Origin of the sequence: Rhodobacter sp. CZR27 (genome assembly GCF_002407205.1) — a bacterium.
In the GTDB taxonomy this organism is placed as follows: domain Bacteria; phylum Pseudomonadota; class Alphaproteobacteria; order Rhodobacterales; family Rhodobacteraceae; genus Cereibacter_A.
In genome coordinates this window covers 1,024,246-1,039,811 of the sequence record NZ_CP023548.1, presented here as the reverse complement: position 1 = coordinate 1,039,811, position 15,566 = coordinate 1,024,246, and the positions used below count along the sequence as shown (strand labels likewise).

The following is a 15,566-nucleotide window of genomic DNA, read 5'->3' as shown; positions in this document are numbered from 1 at the left end:
CGCACACCGAGGCTTGCACGGCGACGGTTGCCGCAGGCGCTTCCCTGTCAGATCGCCGTGGCCAGTGTCCGGTCGGCCCGCGGAGGGTGCGGCCTGTCCATCACACTCTTGGCGCCGGCTAGCGTTCCGTCAGCTTCAGCTCGATGCGCCGGTTCTGGGCGCGGGCTTCGGGAGTTCCGCCCAATGCGACAGGGCGATATTCGCCGAAGCCGGTTGCGGCCAGCCGCGACGGTGGAAAGCCCAGCGTCTGCTGCATGTAGCGCACGACCGAAAGCGCACGGGCGGAACTCAGCTCCCAGTTGTCGCGGAACTCGCCGAAGCCGGAAAGCGGCACGTCATCGGTGTGCCCGTCAACCCGGATGATCCAGTCGATCCCCTCGGGGATCTGATCGCGGATCTCGTTCAGCGTGCGCGCCACCCCGGAGATCTGCGCGCGTCCCTCGGGCACGAGATTTGCGGAGCCCGCCTGGAACAGCACCTCGGACGAGAAGACGAACCGGTCGCCGACCACCCGCACGCCCTCGCGCCCGGCCAGCACCTGGCTGAGCTGGCCGAAGAACTCGGACCGGAAGCGTTCGAGGTCCTTCGTCTGCGCCTCCAGCCGCTTGCGTTCGGCCTCTTCCAGCTCGGCCCGCCGCTTCTGCTCGGCCGCAACCTTTGCCAACGCCGCGTTGAGCTGCGTCCCGAGGCTCTCGAGCTGCACCTTCGCCGCCTTGTCCTGCGCGGCTGCCGCATCCAGCAGGCCCTGCAGCGAGCCGAGCTGCGCCCGAAGCGCGGCGACCTGCTCGTTCAGCAGCGCGACGCGGCGCGCGGCCTCGGCGCCCTTCGTCTCCTCGCGGGCCAGCGCATCCCGCGCCGCCGCCAGCGCCGCCGCCCGGCTGTCGCCCTCGCCCGCCGCGCGGGCCGCCTCGGTGCGCGCCGCCGCCAGCAGGGTCAGCGTCTCCTCGGCCTTCCGGCGCTGTTCCTCCAGCGCCAGCGTCATCGCGGTCAGCTCGGTCTCGGAGGACTTCAGCCGCTCGCGCAGCGCCTCGGCCGCCATTGCATCGGCCAGACGCTCGGCCTCCTGCTCGGAGAGCTTCCGCTCGGTCTCGGCCGCCTTGCCGCGAAGCTCGGCCACCAGCGCCTCCAACGCCTCGCGCCGGGCCGCGGCCAGCCGCGCCGCCTCGGCCTGCGCGTCGACCTCGGATCGCGCCGAGGCGAGGGCCAGCTGCATCGCCTCCTGCTCGGTGAGAAGCTTCGCCTGTGCAGCCTGCAGATCCTCGAGCCGGGCGGTCAGGCTCGTGGCCTCGCCCCGCGCGCGATCGCGCTCAGCCAGAAGCGTCGCCACCTGCTCCTCGAAGGTAGCGATCCGGCCTTGGGCGGCGGCCAGATCGCCTTCCCGCGCCGCAAGCGTGGCAGTCAGCGTGGCAATGGTTGCGGCCTGTCGCTCGCCCTCGGCCCGCGCGGCATCCACCGCCGAAGTCAGCTGAGCCGTCTTCTGCCGTTCCAGCCCCAGCGCATCGGCAAAGTCGGAAAGCTGGCCGGTCAGGCTGTCCAACTCGGTGTCCTGCGTGGTGATCGTCTCGCGCAGCACGGACTGGATCACCATGAAGATGGTGAGCACGAACATCAGCACCAGCAGAAGCGCCGTCAACGCATCGACGAAGCCGGGCCAGATGTTGGACTCCCGCCGTCCGTTGCGCCGCACGAGGGCCATGACCTAGCTCCGCGCCACGGCGCTGCGCGACAACTGGCGCACCGCCGCGGTCAGGGCCGCCAGATCGCTGCGCAGGTCCGAGACGCTTTCCTGCCGGCCGGCGGCGATTTCCTCCAGGATCCGCAGCAGTTGCACGTCGATCGACCGCAACCGCATCCGGGCCTCGGCGTCGGCGAAGGCCGAGGCTTCGGCCCCGCCGAGCGCCGCGACCAGACGTTCCTGCCCCCCCGCCACGCGTTCGAGCAGCGCCGCCTGCCCGTTCGACTGCGCGTCGATCCGGTCGGCAAGCCGCGCCACGGCGGTGGCAAGATCGGCCATCCGCGCGTTCACCAGATCGCGGCTCACGTCGGCCTGGGCATGCAGCTCCTGCATGCGGTCCATCTGCTGGATCATCTGCTCGAGCACGCCCGCGACCATCGAGGTCTCGCCGCCCTCGCCCTCGACCCCGGCCGGGGTGAGGCGGGTGAAGGAGGACAACCATTCCTCGAGCTGGCCATAGAAGCGGTTCTGGCCGTGGCTCGTGAACAGCACGAGAAGCCCGACAACGAGCGACCCGGCAAGGCCGAGAAGCGACGAGGAAAACGCCGTTCCCATGCCGCCAAGCTGGCCCTCGAAGCCCTCCATCAGCTCGCCGAAGAGCTCCACGCCGCTCTGCCCCTCGTCCGGGGCGAGCGAGCGGATCGTCTGCACCAGCGCGGGCACCGTGGTGGCCAGGCCATAGAAGGTGCCGAGCAGGCCAAGGAAGATCAGCAGGCTGGCGAGGTAGTGGGTGATGTCGCGGGACTCGTCGAGCCGGGTGCCGACCGAGTCGAGGATGGTGCGCGAGCTGGTGGACGAGATCTGCATCCGCTTCCCGCGCGAGCGCAGGAGTGCCGCCAGAGGCGCCAGCAGCCGCGGCGCGCGGACATATTCGAAGCCGGGGCGATCCTTCACGAAATTCTCGATCCAGGTCACCGACTGGACGAGTTGCACCATCTGCATGAAGCAGGTGGCGACGCCCAGCAGGAAGACGAAGCCGATGCCGGCGTTCAGATAGGGGTTTGACAGGAAGATCGACCGGAGCGTGGCGAAGGCCACCGCGCCGCCCACCGCCACCAGCGCGAGGACGACGAGCATCATCACGATCTGCCGGACCGGTTGAGTGAAATGCGGCGCGGCCTCGACGGCGGTTCTCGGCATTCGGCTGTCGGCCCCCTGTTTCTGCACCGGAACAATAGGCAGAGGCTTGACGGCTGCCAACGGGGGAATGCCGTCAGCCCTCGGAACCGTTGCTCAATGCGCGCACCCTCGCCGCCAGCCACGCGAGATCCGCATCCCGGATCCCGAGGCAGTCCAGATGGTCCGCCGTGTTGAACAGGTAGTCGCGGTTCGGACCACGGTCACCGCACGCCGCCGCGATGATCCGGGCCTGCGCCTCGAGGTCCAGCCCGCCGCAATACTGCACGTGGTCGCGATCGATCACATAGACCAGCGCCTCCACCTCGTCCGCGGTGGTCAGCCGGACCGGCAACCGGCATTCGAGATAGGCGCGCGAGATCAGCTCGCGCTCGCGCAGGACGGCGAGGGTCTCGGCCTCGGCTCCGGGCGCGACCTCGAAGGCGACGCCTTCGCAATGCGCCCCCTCGGCCCGGTCGAGGGCGAGGACGAGGCCGGGCAGATCCACGGTGCCGCGGTAGTGGATCGAGGTCATGCAGAAACTGCGGCGCCAGCCGTCAAGGCGCGCCGTCAGCGTCCGGGCCACGGGGAAGCCCGGGTCCCAGATCAGCGAGCCGTATCCGAAGACCCAGAGCGGTCCGTCCATGCCGATCCTCCTGCCCTGTCGTGTAGACAACAGCGGAGCGGGGTTTGGAAGGTCCCATCGTGCGGGGGTGGCCGGACTGCCGCCGCAAGCTGCGGCATCGCGGCCGTCCGCGGCTACCGAAGGGTCAGCGGCAATAGGGACTGCGCCGGCTGACGGTATCGAAATGCAGATGATCCTCATGATAGCCGTCGGAGCCCGGGCCGAGCGTGGTGCCGAAGATCCCGCAGGCGGCCCGGTGCGCAGCCCGCATCGGCTTGTCCCGCCGCCAGTCGCGGGCCACGCTCACCGACTTGCCGTTGGCGAGGGTGAAGCCCGAGATGTCCACCGCCTTGCCACGGCCATGCTCGCTGACCGGCGCGCCGCGCACGTTGTTGCGGCTACGGCAGGTGTAGGCGCCGGCGATCTCCAGCCGCACCACGTCCGAGGCGAGGTTCGGGCGCAGGCCGCGGTTGATCCAGGATTTCAGCGCGCGGGCCGTGGTGCAGTCCATGGTCGCGCTCATGCTCAGCTGCACGCCGTCGATCGACGTCACCTTGACGGGATCGGCGATGCCGCAGCCGCGGATCCGCCCCGCGATGGGGGCGATCGCCTCGCCGCGGATCGTGGGATCGCCGCAGACCGAGCCGCGGCGGCCCTGCACCATGGCGCTGCCCGGACGCGTGCGGACGGCCGCCGCCTGCGTCACTTCCTCCTTCGGGCGCGCCTTGGGGCGGAACAAGGCGCCAAGGATGCCGGCACGCTTGCGGCTGGGCTCGGGCTGGGCGAGGAAGCTCATGGCCGGCGCCTGCTCGGCGGCGGGAGCCGGAGTGGACACCGGCGCCGAGGCCACCTTCAGCGCGGGCCGCGCGCGGGGACGAAGGACCTGTTCGGGCGTGGTCTCGCTGCCGGTCGCGGCGGCGATGCGCTGCATGGCGGGGTTGGCCGAGGGCCGGAGCGATACCGAGGGGGCATCTGCGACAGCGGTTCCGGCCAGTAATCCCGTCAGCAGAACCGCCACCCCGAATGCCCGCATCGTTCCCTAGCCTTTCCCCGTTGTCGGACCTCCGCCCGTCCGGCCGAAGTCAGGTGCCGCCGTGTCCTGCCCGGCCTCGATGATGCCCCGCCGGATCGCGCGCGTACGGGTAAAGTATTCGTGCAGGTGATCCCCATCACCCAGACGAATGGCCCTCTGCAGCGCGAAAAGTTCTTCGGTGAAACGTCCGAGAATGTCCAGCGTGGCCTCCTTGTTTGTCAAGAAGACATCCCTCCACATCGTCGGGTCCGAGGCCGCGATGCGCGTAAAGTCGCGGAAACCCGCCGCCGAGTAGCGGATAACCTCCGATTGGGTGACGCGGCGAAGATGATCCGCGACTCCGACCATCGTATAGGCTATGAGGTGAGGCGTATGACTCGTGACCGCCAGCACCAGATCGTGATGGGCGGCATCCATCGTGTCGACATTGGCCCCCATCCCCTCGCAAAGCGACCGCAGGCGCGCGAGCGCCTCGGGATCGGTGCGGTCGTTGGGCGTCAGCAGCCACCAGCGGTTGCGGAACAGCGTGGCAAAGCCCGAGCGCGGCCCTGAATGCTCGGTGCCGGCCAGCGGGTGGCCGGGGATGAAGTGCACGCCCTCGGGGATGTGCGGCTCCACCGCGGCGATCACCGCCTGCTTGACCGAACCCACGTCGGTCACCGTCGCGCCCGGCTTCAGGTGCGGCGCGATCTCGGCCGCCACCGCCTCCATCGCGCCGACCGGCACGGCCAGCACGACGAGATCCGCCCCTTTGACCGCCTCGGCCGCCGTCTCGAACACCCGGTCGCAGAGGCCGATCTCGGCCGCGGTCGCGCGCGTTTCAGCGCTGCGGGCGTGCCCGGTGATCTCGGAGCAGAGCCCGCCTTGGCGCATCGCATGAGCCATGGACGAGGCGATGAGCCCGAGCCCGATCAGCGCCACGCGCTCGTAGATTGCCATCAGCGCGTCCTCTTGAACTGGGCGATGGCATGGGCCACGCGGCGGCACGACGCCTCGTCGCCGATGGTGATGCGCAGGCAATGCGGCAGCTTGTAGCCGGCGACGCGGCGAACGATCAGGCCCTGGCTTTGCAGGTAGAGGTCGCAGGCCTCGGCCTCTTCGGTGTCGGCAAAGCGCGCGAGGATGAAGTTCGCCATGGAAGTATCGGACGGCACGCCGATTTCCGCCAGAGCCTCGGCCAGCCACACCCGCCAGCGGGCATTGTCGGCGCGGCAGCGGGCCACGTGGTCCTGGTCGCGCACCGCGGCCTCGGCCGTCTCGAGCTGGGTGGTCGAAAGGTTGAACGGCCCCCGGATCCGGTTCAGCACGTCGATGATCGCCTTCGGACCATAGCCCCAGCCGATCCGGAGCCCGCCGAGTCCGTAGATCTTGGAAAAGGTCCGCGTCATGACGACGTTCGAGCGTTCCTCGATCAGCCGAAGGCCCGCGTCATAACCCGGCACGTATTCGGCATAGGCGCCATCCAGTACGAGGATCGCCTGCGGCGGCAGCCCCGCTGCCAGCCGCGCCAGATCGGCCTGTCCGATCATCGTGCCGGTCGGGTTGTTCGGGTTGGCAAGGAACACCAGCCGCGTCCGCGGCGTGCAGGCGGCAAGGATCGCATCGACATCCGTCGTCCGCTCCCGCTCGGCCACCTCGACCGGGGTCGCCCCGACGGCAAGCGCCGAGATGCGGTACATCAGGAAGCCGTGCTCGGTGAACACCACATCGGTGTGCGGGCCGGCATAGGCCTGGCACAGGAAGGTGATGATCTCGTCCGAGCCGCAGCCGCAGATCACGCGGTCGGCGTCGAGGCCATGGACCTCGGCGATGGCGTGACGCAGGCCCGCGTGGTCGGTCGAGGGATAGCGGTGCAGCATATGGACCGAGCGCAGGAAGGCTTCCTTCGCCTTCGGCGAGGGGCCGAAGGGGTTCTCGTTGGACGAGAGTTTCAGCGCGTTCTGGATCCCCGCCACATGGCTCTTTCCGCCCTCGTACAGGGCGATGTCGAGAATGCCGGGCTGGGGGCGTATGGCGTCGCTCATGGGTCACCTTCCTCTGCCAGCGGGTTCTAGCCCTGCCGAGGCAGCGAGACCAGCGCGAACTGAACGGGAACGTGTCGCGCCTATGGCAATGCGTCCCTGTGGCCACAAGCCATGGCATGGGGCCCTGCATCTTGGGGACGAAAAAGGCCGCCACGCAACAGCGGGCGGCCGAGGCGTCGGCGCCCGATCCGAAGACCGGGCCGCCGTGCGGACCGGGGCGCGCGGCCCCGCCCCGTCAGTTCTTCGCGTAGAATTCGACGACGAGGTTCGGCTCCATCTGCACCGGATAGGGCACGTCGCCCAGACCCGGGGTGCGGACGAAGGTCGCCGTCATCTTCGAGTAGTCCACCTCGATGTAGTCGGGCACGTCACGCTCGGCCAGCTGGGTGGCTTCGAGCACCGAGGCCAGTTGACGCGACTTCTCGCGCACCTGGATCACGTCGCCTTCCTTGCAGCGGTAGGAGCCGATGTTCACGCGCTGGCCGTTCACGGTCACGTGGCCGTGGTTCACGAACTGGCGGGCGGCGAAGATGGTCGGAACGAACTTGGCGCGATAGACGATGGCATCCAGACGACGCTCGAGCAGGCCGATCAGCATCTCGCCGGTGTCGCCCTTGACGCGCTCGGCCTCGGTGTAGATCTTGCGGAACTGCTTTTCGGTCAGGTCGCCGTAGTAGCCCTTCAGCTTCTGCTTGGCGCGCAGCTGCGTGCCGAAGTCCGAGAGCTTGTTCTTGCGGCGCTGACCGTGCTGGCCGGGGCCGTATTCGCGCTTGTTCACCGGGGACTTCGGACGGCCCCAGATGTTTTCGCCCATGCGGCGGTCGATCTTGTACTTGGCAGAGGTGCGTTTGGTCACCGCTGATCTCCTTCGAATTGTGAAGGGCGTTGTCCTTTCCCGGTCTCCCGGGCGACAGGTCATCCCCTTGCGGGGGCCACCAACACCAATGGAAAACCCCGGGCGATCCCCGGGGATGCGCGCTTATACAAGTCCCGCGCGGGGTGTCAACAGCCGGCGCACGGGCGGTGCCCCTCGGGCTGCTAGCGCCACTCGACCTCGCCGAGGAAGATGTAGCCCGCGCCGTAGATCGTCTTGATCAGCGTGGGGTTCCTCGGATCCTCGCCCAGCTTCGTGCGCAGCCGCGAGATCCGCACGTCCATGGCCCGGTCGAAGCTTTCGCCCGCCGCCCCGCCGAGGCTTTCCTGCATCTGCGCCCGCGAGATCAGCCGGCGCGGCGCCTCGAGGAACAGCCGCAGCACCTCCCCTTCGGCATGGCTGAAGGTGACCTCCGTCCCGTCCTCGGCCACCAGCAGGTAGCGGTCGAAATGCGCGGTCCAGCCCGAGAAGCGCGCGGTCTGCGCCACAGGAGCCGTCTCGGCGCGCCCCTTTCGCAGGCGGGCGCGCACGCGGGCCACGACCTCGGCCGGATCGAACGGCTTGATGATGTAGTCGTCGGCGCCGAGTTCCAGCCCCGTCACGCGGTCCTGCACCTGTGCACGGCCCGAGACGATGATGATGGCCGCACCCGATTCCAGCGCCAGCCGATGGACGAGCGCCAGCCCGTCCCGGTCGGGCAGGCCCAGATCGACAAGGCAGACATCGGGCGTGCGCCGCTTCAGCGCGGCCTCGAACTCGGTCGCGCGCCCGTAGGCGGTGGTCTGGAAACCGGCATCCTCCAGCGCATCGGCGAGCATGCGGCGGATCTCCGGCTCGTCGTCGAGGATGGCAACATGGGGGGCACGGCTCATGCGGCGGCTCCGAGAAGGGCGGCGAGGGCGGCGGCGTCGAAGGGTTTGGACAGGACCTCGGCCGCAGCCTCGGCGCGACGGCGGCGCGGGTCGCCGGCGGGAAGCGAGGTCATCAGCACGACCCGCGCCGGATGGCCGCGCGCCGCAAGCCGTTCCGCCAGATCGACGCCGGAGAGCCGGCCGGGCAGGTTCACGTCGGACAGCACGAGGCCGAGGCCGGGGATGTCGGTCAGCGTCAGCGCCTCGTCGGCGCTGGCGGCCTCGATCACCGCGTGACCTCTGGCGCGCAGCATCTCGCGCACGGTCTCGCGGATGTCGGGATTGTCCTCGACCAGCAGCACGAGGGTCGGCGCGGCCGGCTTGTCGGCGGGCTTCAGTGGCAGGCGGAGCTGGACCGCGGCCCCCCCTCCCGGACGGTTGCCGAGGCGGACCGTCCCGCCCGCCAGCTTGATCTGGTCATAGACCATCGAGAGGCCGAGGCCCGAGCCCACCCCGCCCTTCGTGGTGAAGAACGGGTCGAGCGCATGTTCCAGCGCGGCTTCGGTGAAGCCCGGGCCGTCATCCTCGACAAGGATCTCGATCCAGGTGTCGCGCACCGCGCGGGCCGTCAGGCGGATCGTGCCGCCATTGGGGCCGATCGCATCGCGCGCGTTCAGGATCAGGTTCAGCGCGGCATCCTGCAGCGCGCCCGCGTCCAGCATCACCGGAGGGATCGTCCCCGCCACCTCGATCTCCAGCCGGACGGTCTCGGGCAGCGTCGGCGTCGCGATCAGCTGCAGGTCGGAGAGGAAGCGTTGCAGCACCGTCGCCTTCGGCTGCAGTTCGCGCTTGCCCGAGATCGAGGCGATCTGGTCGAGCAGCACCCCACCACGCCGCGCCGCCGCCACCGTGGCCGAGACGAGCTGCCGCCCCTCCTCGGGCAGCCCGAGCCGTTCGAGCCTGCCCTGCAACCCCAGGATCACCGTCAGGAGGTTGGCGAAATCATGCGCGAGCCCGCTGGTCAGCTGCGCTGTCAGCTCGCGCTTGCGGGTCTGGATCAGCGCCTCGCGCGCCTGCGTCTCGGCGGTCACATCCATCGAGAGGATATAGACGCCGTTGATCGGCCCGTTGCCGATCCGGTCGGGCGTGAAGGCCGAGCGGATCCGCGTGCCGCTGTCCTCGGCGGTGAATTCCAGCACCGAGGGCTCGCCCTCCAGCGCGCGAAGCAGGCAGGGGCGGATCTTGCCAAAGACATCCTCGCCCAGTGCCTCGCGCCCGGTGAGGCCAAGGATGTCCGACGGTCGCCCCGGGATCACCTGCGACAGGCGGCGGTTCGAGTAGGTATAGCGCAGGTCGCGGCCGACATGGGCGATGTGGGCCGGCATCATCTCGGTGGTCAGCCGGGTGCGCGCCTCCATCTCGGTCAGTTCGCGCTGCGCCTCTTCCAGCGCGGTGTTGGTGGCGGCCAGCGCGCGGTTCGCCTGCGCCAGCCGCTCGGCATTGGCCAGAACCTCGCCCGACAGCACCTCGGAGCGCGCGCGCAGCAGGCTCTCCTGCAGTTTGATCTCGGTGATGTCGGTATAGACCGTGACCCAGCCGCCCTGCGGCAGCGGCGCGCCCTCGACCGAAATCCAGCGGCCCGAGGGGCGCTCGCGCTCCATGTAATGCGGCTGGAAGGTCTGGGCGGCCGCCACGCGGCTGCGGACGGCCGTCTCGGGATCGTCCACCGGCCCGTATTCGCCGCGCTCGACCAGATAGCGGATCGTCTCGGCGAAATCCGCCCCCTCCGAGGCCAGCCGCTCCGGCAGGTCGAACATCTCGCGGAAGCGGCGGTTCCAGACCGCCAGCTTCAGGCTGCTGTCATAGATCGACAGCCCCTGCTGGATCAGGTTCAGCCCCGCCCGTGTCAGCGCCACGCGCGCCTCGTCCTTGTCCGCCATCGGTCTCCTCCCCTGCCCTTGGCTAGCACCCCGGCCGGGCCGCGCGGAAGGGGGATCGGCACCTGTTACAATTCGCAAGGTTTGCGAAAAAGTCGCGCAACCTTTGCGGGCGAGCGTCGGTGTCGCAGCGGGAGAGGGTCGCAGAATCCTCGCCGCAGGCGCCTCCGGGCGTCGCCGGAGGAAGGCCGCAAGGCTTCAGGGAGGAGAGGAATGGCAGGACCGAGAGATCTCGTGTCGATTCCGGCGCTGCTTCAGCGCAATGCGGCACTGTTCGACAACGCGCCGGCCTATCGCGAGAAGGAATTCGGCATCTGGCAGGTCTGGAGCTGGGCCGAAGCGGCCGAGGAAATCCGGGCCACCGCGCTCGGCTTCCTCGCGCTGGGGTTGAAGCGCGGCGACTATGTCGCCGTGGTGGGGCGGAACCGCCCCGCGCTCTACTGGTCGATGGTGGCGGCGCAGATGTGCGGCGCGATCCCGGTGCCGCTCTATCAGGACGCGGTGGCCGACGAGATGGCCTATGTGCTCGATCACTGCGGCGCGACCTTCGTGGTCTGCGGCGATCAGGAGCAGGTCGACAAGATCATCGAGGTGCAGGACCGCATCCACCACATCGAGCAGGTGATCTACGTCGACAAGCGCGGAATGCGGAAATACGACCATTCCCGCATGAACTGGCTGCACGACGTGGTGGCCGAGGGCCGCGCCGCCCATCTACGCTTCGATGCGGAGCTGGATCACCGCATTGCCGAGCTCACCTACGACTCGACCTGCGTGATGCTCTACACCTCGGGCACGACCGGCAAGCCCAAGGGCGTGGTCCTGTCGAACCGCAATATCATCGAGACCTCGAAGAACTCGGCCGAGTTCGACAACCTGCGCCCCGGCGACGAGGTGCTGGCCTACCTGCCGATGGCCTGGGTGGGCGACTTCATCTTCTCGGTCGGGCAGGCGATGTGGACGGGCTTCTGCGTGAACTGCCCGGAAAGCGCCACGACCATGATGAACGACCTGCGCGAGATCGGGCCGACCTATTTCTTCGCCCCGCCCCGCGTGTTCGAGGGCCAGCTGACCAACGTCATGATCCGCATGGAGGATGCCGGCCGAATCAAGAAGGCGCTGTTCCACCACTACATGAAGGTTGCGCGCAAGGTGGGCCCCGCAATCCTCGACGGCAAGCCGGTGAGCGTCAATGACCGGCTGGCCTATTTCATCGGCGACAAGTTGATCTACGGGCCGCTGAAGAACACGCTGGGGTTTTCCCGCATCCGCGTGGGCTACACCGCCGGCGAGGCGATCGGGCCGGAGATCTTCGACTTCTACCGCTCGCTCGGGATCAACCTGAAGCAGCTCTACGGCCAGACCGAGGCCTCGGTCTTCATCACCCAGCAGCCCGACGGTCAGGTGCGCTCGGACACCGTGGGCGTGCCCTCGCCGGGGGTGGAAGTCCGCATTGCCGAGAATGGCGAAGTGTTCTACCGCAGCCCTGGAACCTTCGTGGAATACTACAAGAACGCCGAAAGCACCGCCTCGACCAAGGATGCCGAGGGCTGGGTGGCGACAGGCGACGCGGGCTTCTTCGAGGAAGCCACCGGCCACCTGCGCATCATCGACCGGGCGAAGGACGTGGGCCGCATGGCGGACGGGCACCTCTTCGCGCCGAAATACGTCGAGAACAAGCTGAAGTTCTTCCCCTCGATCCTCGAGGCGGTGGTGTTCGGCAACGGCCGGCAGATGTGCACCGCCTTCGTCAACATCGACCTGAACGCGGTGGGGAACTGGGCCGAGCGGAACAACATCGCCTATTCCTCGTATCAGGAACTGGCCGCCCATCCGGCCGTCTACGAGATGATCCGCGGCCACGTCGAGGAGGTTAATGCCTCCGTCGCCGCCGACCCGATGCTCTCGGGCTGCCAGATCCACCGCTTCCTGATCCTGCACAAGGAACTCGACGCCGACGACGGCGAGATGACCCGCACCCGCAAGGTCCGCCGCAAGGTGATCGAGGAGAAGTACCACGACCTGATCGCCGCGCTCTACGACGGGCGCACCAGCATCGCCACCGAGACCGAGGTCACCTACGAGGACGGCCGCAAGGGCGCGATCCGCGCCACGCTCCGGATCGAGGACGCCGCGGTCGCCAGCGGCACGGGCCAGAGGATGGCTGCGGAATGAACGCAATGGATGCCCTGCGCATGGACAAGCCCGAGCCCGAAGAGCCGCGCATCGGCGGCGTGCTGATGGAGATGAAGAACATCACGCTGCGCTTCGGGGGCGTGAAGGCGATCACCGACATCAGCTTCGACATCCGCGAGGGCGAGATCCGCGCGATCATCGGCCCGAACGGCGCGGGCAAGTCCTCGATGCTCAACGTCATGTCGGGCTTCTACGTCCCGCAGGAGGGCGAGGTCTGGTTCAAGGGCCGCCGCCGCCCGCCGATGAAGCCCTATGAGGTCGCCCAGCAGGGCATCGCCCGCACCTTCCAGAACATCGCGCTGTTCGAAGGCATGAGCGTTCTGGACAACATCATGACCGGGCGGCTCACGCTGATGAAGACGGGGCTCTGGAGCCAGGCGCTCTGGTGGGGCCGCGCGCAGGCCGAGGAGGTCGAGCACCGCGCCAAGGTCGAGAAGATCATCGACTTCCTCGAGATCCAGCACATCCGCAAGACGCCGGTGGGCCGCCTGCCCTACGGCCTGAAGAAACGGGTGGAGCTCGCGCGGGCGCTGGCGACCGAGCCGAAGCTTCTGCTGCTCGACGAGCCGATGGCCGGCATGAACGTCGAGGAGAAGGAGGACATGAGCCGCTTCATCCTCGACACCAACGACGAGTTCGGCACCACCATCGCGCTGATCGAGCACGACATGGGCGTGGTCATGGATCTCTCCGACCGGGTGGTCGTGATGGACTACGGCAAGAAGATCGGCGACGGCACGCCCGACGAGGTGCGCAACAACCAGGCGGTGATCGACGCCTATCTGGGGGTGCAGCATGACTAGGCCGCCCTCCAGCTGCCCCCCTCCGCAGGCCGACGGTTCCACCCCGGCCGCTCCCTGCCCGGACCTGCCGGACTGCGAGATCGCGCGCACGCCCGCGGCTCCGCCCGATTGCCGGGCAAGACGTGACGAACTCATGTCGATGCCGCGGCCGGTTCTGCTGAACGACGGCCTCGGCCCCCGGACCCCGCCGGGACAGTCCACCGACACCAAGGGTCGCCCGCGCGGCCGCAGCACCCGTCCCGAGGAGGCGCTTCACCATGTTGCCTGACCAGCTCGTCTTCGCGATGGAGGTTACGCTGAACGGCCTGATGGCGGGCGTGATGTATGCGCTTGTCGCCCTGGGCTTCGTGCTGATCTTCAAGGCCTCGGGGATCTTCAACTATGCGCAAGGGGTGCTCGCGCTCTTTGCCGCGCTGACGCTGGTGGGGCTGCAGAACGGGCAGATCCCCTTCGCCCACCTCATCAACGCGGCCTTCGGCACCAACCTGCACGGCTTCGGCTGGACGCTTCCGGCGGTGGTGGCCATCGCGCTGACCGCGCTGGTCATGGTCGGCCTCGCCTATCTGATCGAGCGGCTGGTGCTGAAGCATCTGGTGAACCAGGAGCCGATCATCCTCTTCATGGCGACCATCGGGCTCGCCTACTTCCTCGAAGGCCTGGGCGACGTGATGTGGGGCGCCGACATCAAGACGCTCGACGTCGGGCTTCCGCAGGGGATCTCGGACGGGATCGAGGCGGTCACGGCCAACTGGTTCGGCTACGGCTTCTTCATCGACAAGCTCGACGTGGTGGCGGCGCTGGTCGCGGCGGCGCTGGTCGCGGCGCTGACGCTCTTCTCGCAATACACCAAGTATGGCCGCGCGCTCCGCGCCGTGGCCGACGACCACCAGGCCGCGCTGTCGGTCGGCATCTCGCTGCGCTTCGTCTGGGTGCTGGTCTGGTCGATCGCGGGCTTCGTGGCGCTGATCGCCGGCATCATGTGGGGCGCGAAGTCGGGCGTGCAGTTCTCGCTCAGCCTGATCGCGCTGAAGGCGCTGCCGGTGCTGATGCTGGGCGGCTTCACCTCGATCCCCGGCGCCATCGTCGGCGGCCTGATCATCGGCATGGGCGAGAAGCTGTTCGAGTTCTTCGTGGGCCCGATGATCGGCGGCGCGACCGAGAACTGGTTCGCCTATGTGCTCGCACTCCTGTTCCTCGTCTTCCGGCCGCAGGGCCTGTTCGGCGAACGCATCATCGAGAGGGTCTGATCCATGCTTTACCGTGAGGCAGGCGAGTTCAAGACGAGCTACGCGCAGGACAGCCAGACCTTCCCGATCTGGTGGGACAGGCTCTGGTATCAGGTGGCGCTGGTCGCGGGGTTCGCGGTGCTGCCCTTCGTCATCAACGACTACTGGGCGAATGCGGTCGTCGTGCCCTTCGTGATCTACGCCATCGCCGCCATCGGGCTCAACATCCTGACCGGCTACTGCGGGCAGGTGAGCCTCGGGACCGGGGGCTTCATGGCGGTGGGGGCCTATGCGGTCTACAAGCTGATGACCTCGTTCCCCGATGTGCCGATCATGATCCACGTGATCCTGGCCGGAGGGATCACGGCCGCCGTCGGCGTGCTGTTCGGCCTGCCCTCGCTGCGGATCAAGGGGTTCTACCTCGCGGTCGCCACGCTTGCCGCGCAGTTCTTCCTGGTCTGGCTCTTCAACAAGGTGCCGTGGTTCTACAACTACTCGGCGTCCGGCCAGATCACCGCGCCCGAGCGCACGATGTTCGGCATTGCCGTCACCGGCGCCAACACCCCGGCCTGGGCCAAATACCTGTTCTGCGCGGCGTTCCTCTTCGTCCTCGCCTGGATCGCGCGGAACCTGACGCGCGGCACCATCGGGCGGAAGTGGATGGCGATCCGCGACATGGACATCGCGGCCGAGATCATCGGCGTGAACCCGCTGACCACCAAGCTTTCGGCCTTCGCCGTCTCGTCCTTCTTCATCGGCATCGCGGGGGCGCTGTTCTTCGCGGTCTACCTCGGCGCGGCGGAAGTGGGCGAGGCCTTCGGGATCCAGAAGTCCTTCCTCATCCTTTTCATGATCATCATCGGGGGCCTCGGCAGCATCTTCGGCAGCTTTGCGGGCGCGGCCTTCATGGTGCTGCTGCCGGTGTTCCTGAAGAACGTGCTGGTCGGCGGGCTCGGCTGGCCCTCGGACCTCGCGGCCCACATCGAGCTGATGATCGTGGGCGCGCTCATCATCGGCTTCCTCATCGTCGAACCGCATGGGCTCGCGCAGCTCTGGCGGGTGCTGAAGGAGAAGCTGCGACTGTGGCCCTTCCCGCACTGACGCGGGGCGTGCCGGAACCACGCCGGGCCAACCGGCAGATCCATC

Annotated in this window: 14 protein-coding genes; 5 read left to right on the top strand and 9 right to left on the bottom strand. The window is 68.3% G+C overall.

Going from position 1 to position 15,566, the window contains the following annotated elements; genetic code table 11:
- Positions 1-118 precede the first annotated feature (118 nt).
- From CK951_RS05240 to CK951_RS05200, 9 genes are all read right to left on the bottom strand, one after another.
- A complete protein-coding gene (locus CK951_RS05240; protein ID WP_096785153.1) occupies positions 119-1,696 on the bottom strand; it encodes a peptidoglycan -binding protein in 1,578 nt (525 codons plus the stop codon).
- 3 nt (positions 1,697-1,699) lie between these two features.
- The gene (locus CK951_RS05235) at positions 1,700-2,875 is read right to left on the bottom strand and encodes a biopolymer transporter ExbB (RefSeq protein WP_096785152.1); all 1,176 of its coding nucleotides are present in this window, start codon (positions 2,873-2,875) and stop codon (positions 1,700-1,702) included.
- A 73-nt stretch (positions 2,876-2,948) separates the two neighbouring features.
- Positions 2,949-3,497, bottom strand: coding sequence for a gamma-glutamylcyclotransferase (locus tag CK951_RS05230; protein ID WP_096785151.1), 549 nt, complete (start codon positions 3,495-3,497; stop codon positions 2,949-2,951).
- 124 nt (positions 3,498-3,621) lie between these two features.
- Positions 3,622-4,509, bottom strand: coding sequence for an extensin family protein (locus CK951_RS05225; RefSeq protein WP_096785150.1), 888 nt, complete (start codon positions 4,507-4,509; stop codon positions 3,622-3,624).
- A gap of 6 nt (positions 4,510-4,515) precedes the next feature.
- Positions 4,516-5,448, bottom strand: coding sequence for a prephenate/arogenate dehydrogenase family protein (locus tag CK951_RS05220; protein ID WP_096785149.1), 933 nt, complete (start codon positions 5,446-5,448; stop codon positions 4,516-4,518).
- Positions 5,448-6,533 carry a histidinol-phosphate transaminase gene (hisC, locus tag CK951_RS05215; RefSeq protein WP_096785148.1) on the bottom strand — a complete coding sequence of 362 codons (1,086 nt, stop codon included), beginning with the start codon at positions 6,531-6,533 and terminating at the stop codon, positions 5,448-5,450. Before hisC ends, CK951_RS05220 begins: the two co-directional genes overlap by 1 nt.
- 235 nt (positions 6,534-6,768) lie before the next feature.
- Complete coding sequence (rpsD, locus tag CK951_RS05210; protein ID WP_096785147.1) at positions 6,769-7,389, bottom strand: 30S ribosomal protein S4; 621 nt, start codon at positions 7,387-7,389, stop codon at positions 6,769-6,771.
- Between the two features lie 182 nt (positions 7,390-7,571).
- Positions 7,572-8,279 (bottom strand): response regulator transcription factor, encoded by a 708-nt coding sequence (locus CK951_RS05205; RefSeq protein WP_096785146.1) that lies wholly within the window; start codon positions 8,277-8,279, stop codon positions 7,572-7,574.
- Complete coding sequence (locus CK951_RS05200; protein ID WP_096785145.1) at positions 8,276-10,198, bottom strand: PAS-domain containing protein; 1,923 nt, start codon at positions 10,196-10,198, stop codon at positions 8,276-8,278. The genes CK951_RS05205 and CK951_RS05200 overlap by 4 nt, the downstream gene beginning before the upstream one ends.
- Before the next feature lie 210 nt (positions 10,199-10,408).
- Here CK951_RS05200 and CK951_RS05195 point away from each other — a divergent pair, with 210 nt between their 5' ends.
- The 5 genes from CK951_RS05195 to CK951_RS05180 all read left to right on the top strand — a co-directional run bounded on the left by CK951_RS05195 (position 10,409) and on the right by CK951_RS05180 (position 15,521).
- A complete protein-coding gene (locus tag CK951_RS05195) occupies positions 10,409-12,370 on the top strand; it encodes a long-chain fatty acid--CoA ligase (protein WP_096785144.1) in 1,962 nt (653 codons plus the stop codon).
- A 5-nt stretch (positions 12,371-12,375) separates the two neighbouring features.
- The gene (locus tag CK951_RS05190) at positions 12,376-13,194 is read left to right on the top strand and encodes an ABC transporter ATP-binding protein (protein WP_096785143.1); all 819 of its coding nucleotides are present in this window, start codon (positions 12,376-12,378) and stop codon (positions 13,192-13,194) included.
- Between the two features lie 133 nt (positions 13,195-13,327).
- Complete coding sequence (locus tag CK951_RS21880) at positions 13,328-13,462, top strand: hypothetical protein (RefSeq protein ID WP_267930139.1); 135 nt, start codon at positions 13,328-13,330, stop codon at positions 13,460-13,462.
- On the top strand, positions 13,452-14,441 hold the full coding sequence (locus CK951_RS05185; protein ID WP_096785142.1) for a branched-chain amino acid ABC transporter permease: 990 nt from the start codon (positions 13,452-13,454) through the stop codon (positions 14,439-14,441). The genes CK951_RS21880 and CK951_RS05185 overlap by 11 nt, the downstream gene beginning before the upstream one ends.
- Before the next feature lie 3 nt (positions 14,442-14,444).
- The gene (locus CK951_RS05180; protein WP_096785141.1) at positions 14,445-15,521 is read left to right on the top strand and encodes a branched-chain amino acid ABC transporter permease; all 1,077 of its coding nucleotides are present in this window, start codon (positions 14,445-14,447) and stop codon (positions 15,519-15,521) included.
- The last annotated feature ends 45 nt before the right edge of the window (positions 15,522-15,566 follow it).

Bases quoted from the DNA above. Each gene is read 5' to 3' on its own strand.
- CK951_RS05240 (WP_096785153.1), bottom strand. From the start codon at position 1,696: ATGGCCCTCGTGCGGCGCAACGGACGGCGGGAGTCCAACATCTGGCCC.
- CK951_RS05235 (WP_096785152.1), bottom strand. From the start codon at position 2,875: ATGCCGAGAACCGCCGTCGAGGCCGCGCCGCATTTCACTCAACCGGTC.
- CK951_RS05230 (WP_096785151.1), bottom strand. From the start codon at position 3,497: ATGGACGGACCGCTCTGGGTCTTCGGATACGGCTCGCTGATCTGGGAC.
- CK951_RS05225 (WP_096785150.1), bottom strand. From the start codon at position 4,509: ATGCGGGCATTCGGGGTGGCGGTTCTGCTGACGGGATTACTGGCCGGA.
- CK951_RS05220 (WP_096785149.1), bottom strand. From the start codon at position 5,448: ATGGCAATCTACGAGCGCGTGGCGCTGATCGGGCTCGGGCTCATCGCC.
- hisC (WP_096785148.1), bottom strand. From the start codon at position 6,533: ATGAGCGACGCCATACGCCCCCAGCCCGGCATTCTCGACATCGCCCTG.
- CK951_RS05205 (WP_096785146.1), bottom strand. From the start codon at position 8,279: ATGAGCCGTGCCCCCCATGTTGCCATCCTCGACGACGAGCCGGAGATC.
- CK951_RS05200 (WP_096785145.1), bottom strand. From the start codon at position 10,198: ATGGCGGACAAGGACGAGGCGCGCGTGGCGCTGACACGGGCGGGGCTG.
- CK951_RS05195 (WP_096785144.1), top strand. From the start codon at position 10,409: ATGGCAGGACCGAGAGATCTCGTGTCGATTCCGGCGCTGCTTCAGCGC.
- CK951_RS05190 (WP_096785143.1), top strand. From the start codon at position 12,376: ATGGATGCCCTGCGCATGGACAAGCCCGAGCCCGAAGAGCCGCGCATC.
- CK951_RS21880 (WP_267930139.1), top strand. From the start codon at position 13,328: ATGTCGATGCCGCGGCCGGTTCTGCTGAACGACGGCCTCGGCCCCCGG.
- CK951_RS05185 (WP_096785142.1), top strand. From the start codon at position 13,452: ATGTTGCCTGACCAGCTCGTCTTCGCGATGGAGGTTACGCTGAACGGC.
- CK951_RS05180 (WP_096785141.1), top strand. From the start codon at position 14,445: ATGCTTTACCGTGAGGCAGGCGAGTTCAAGACGAGCTACGCGCAGGAC.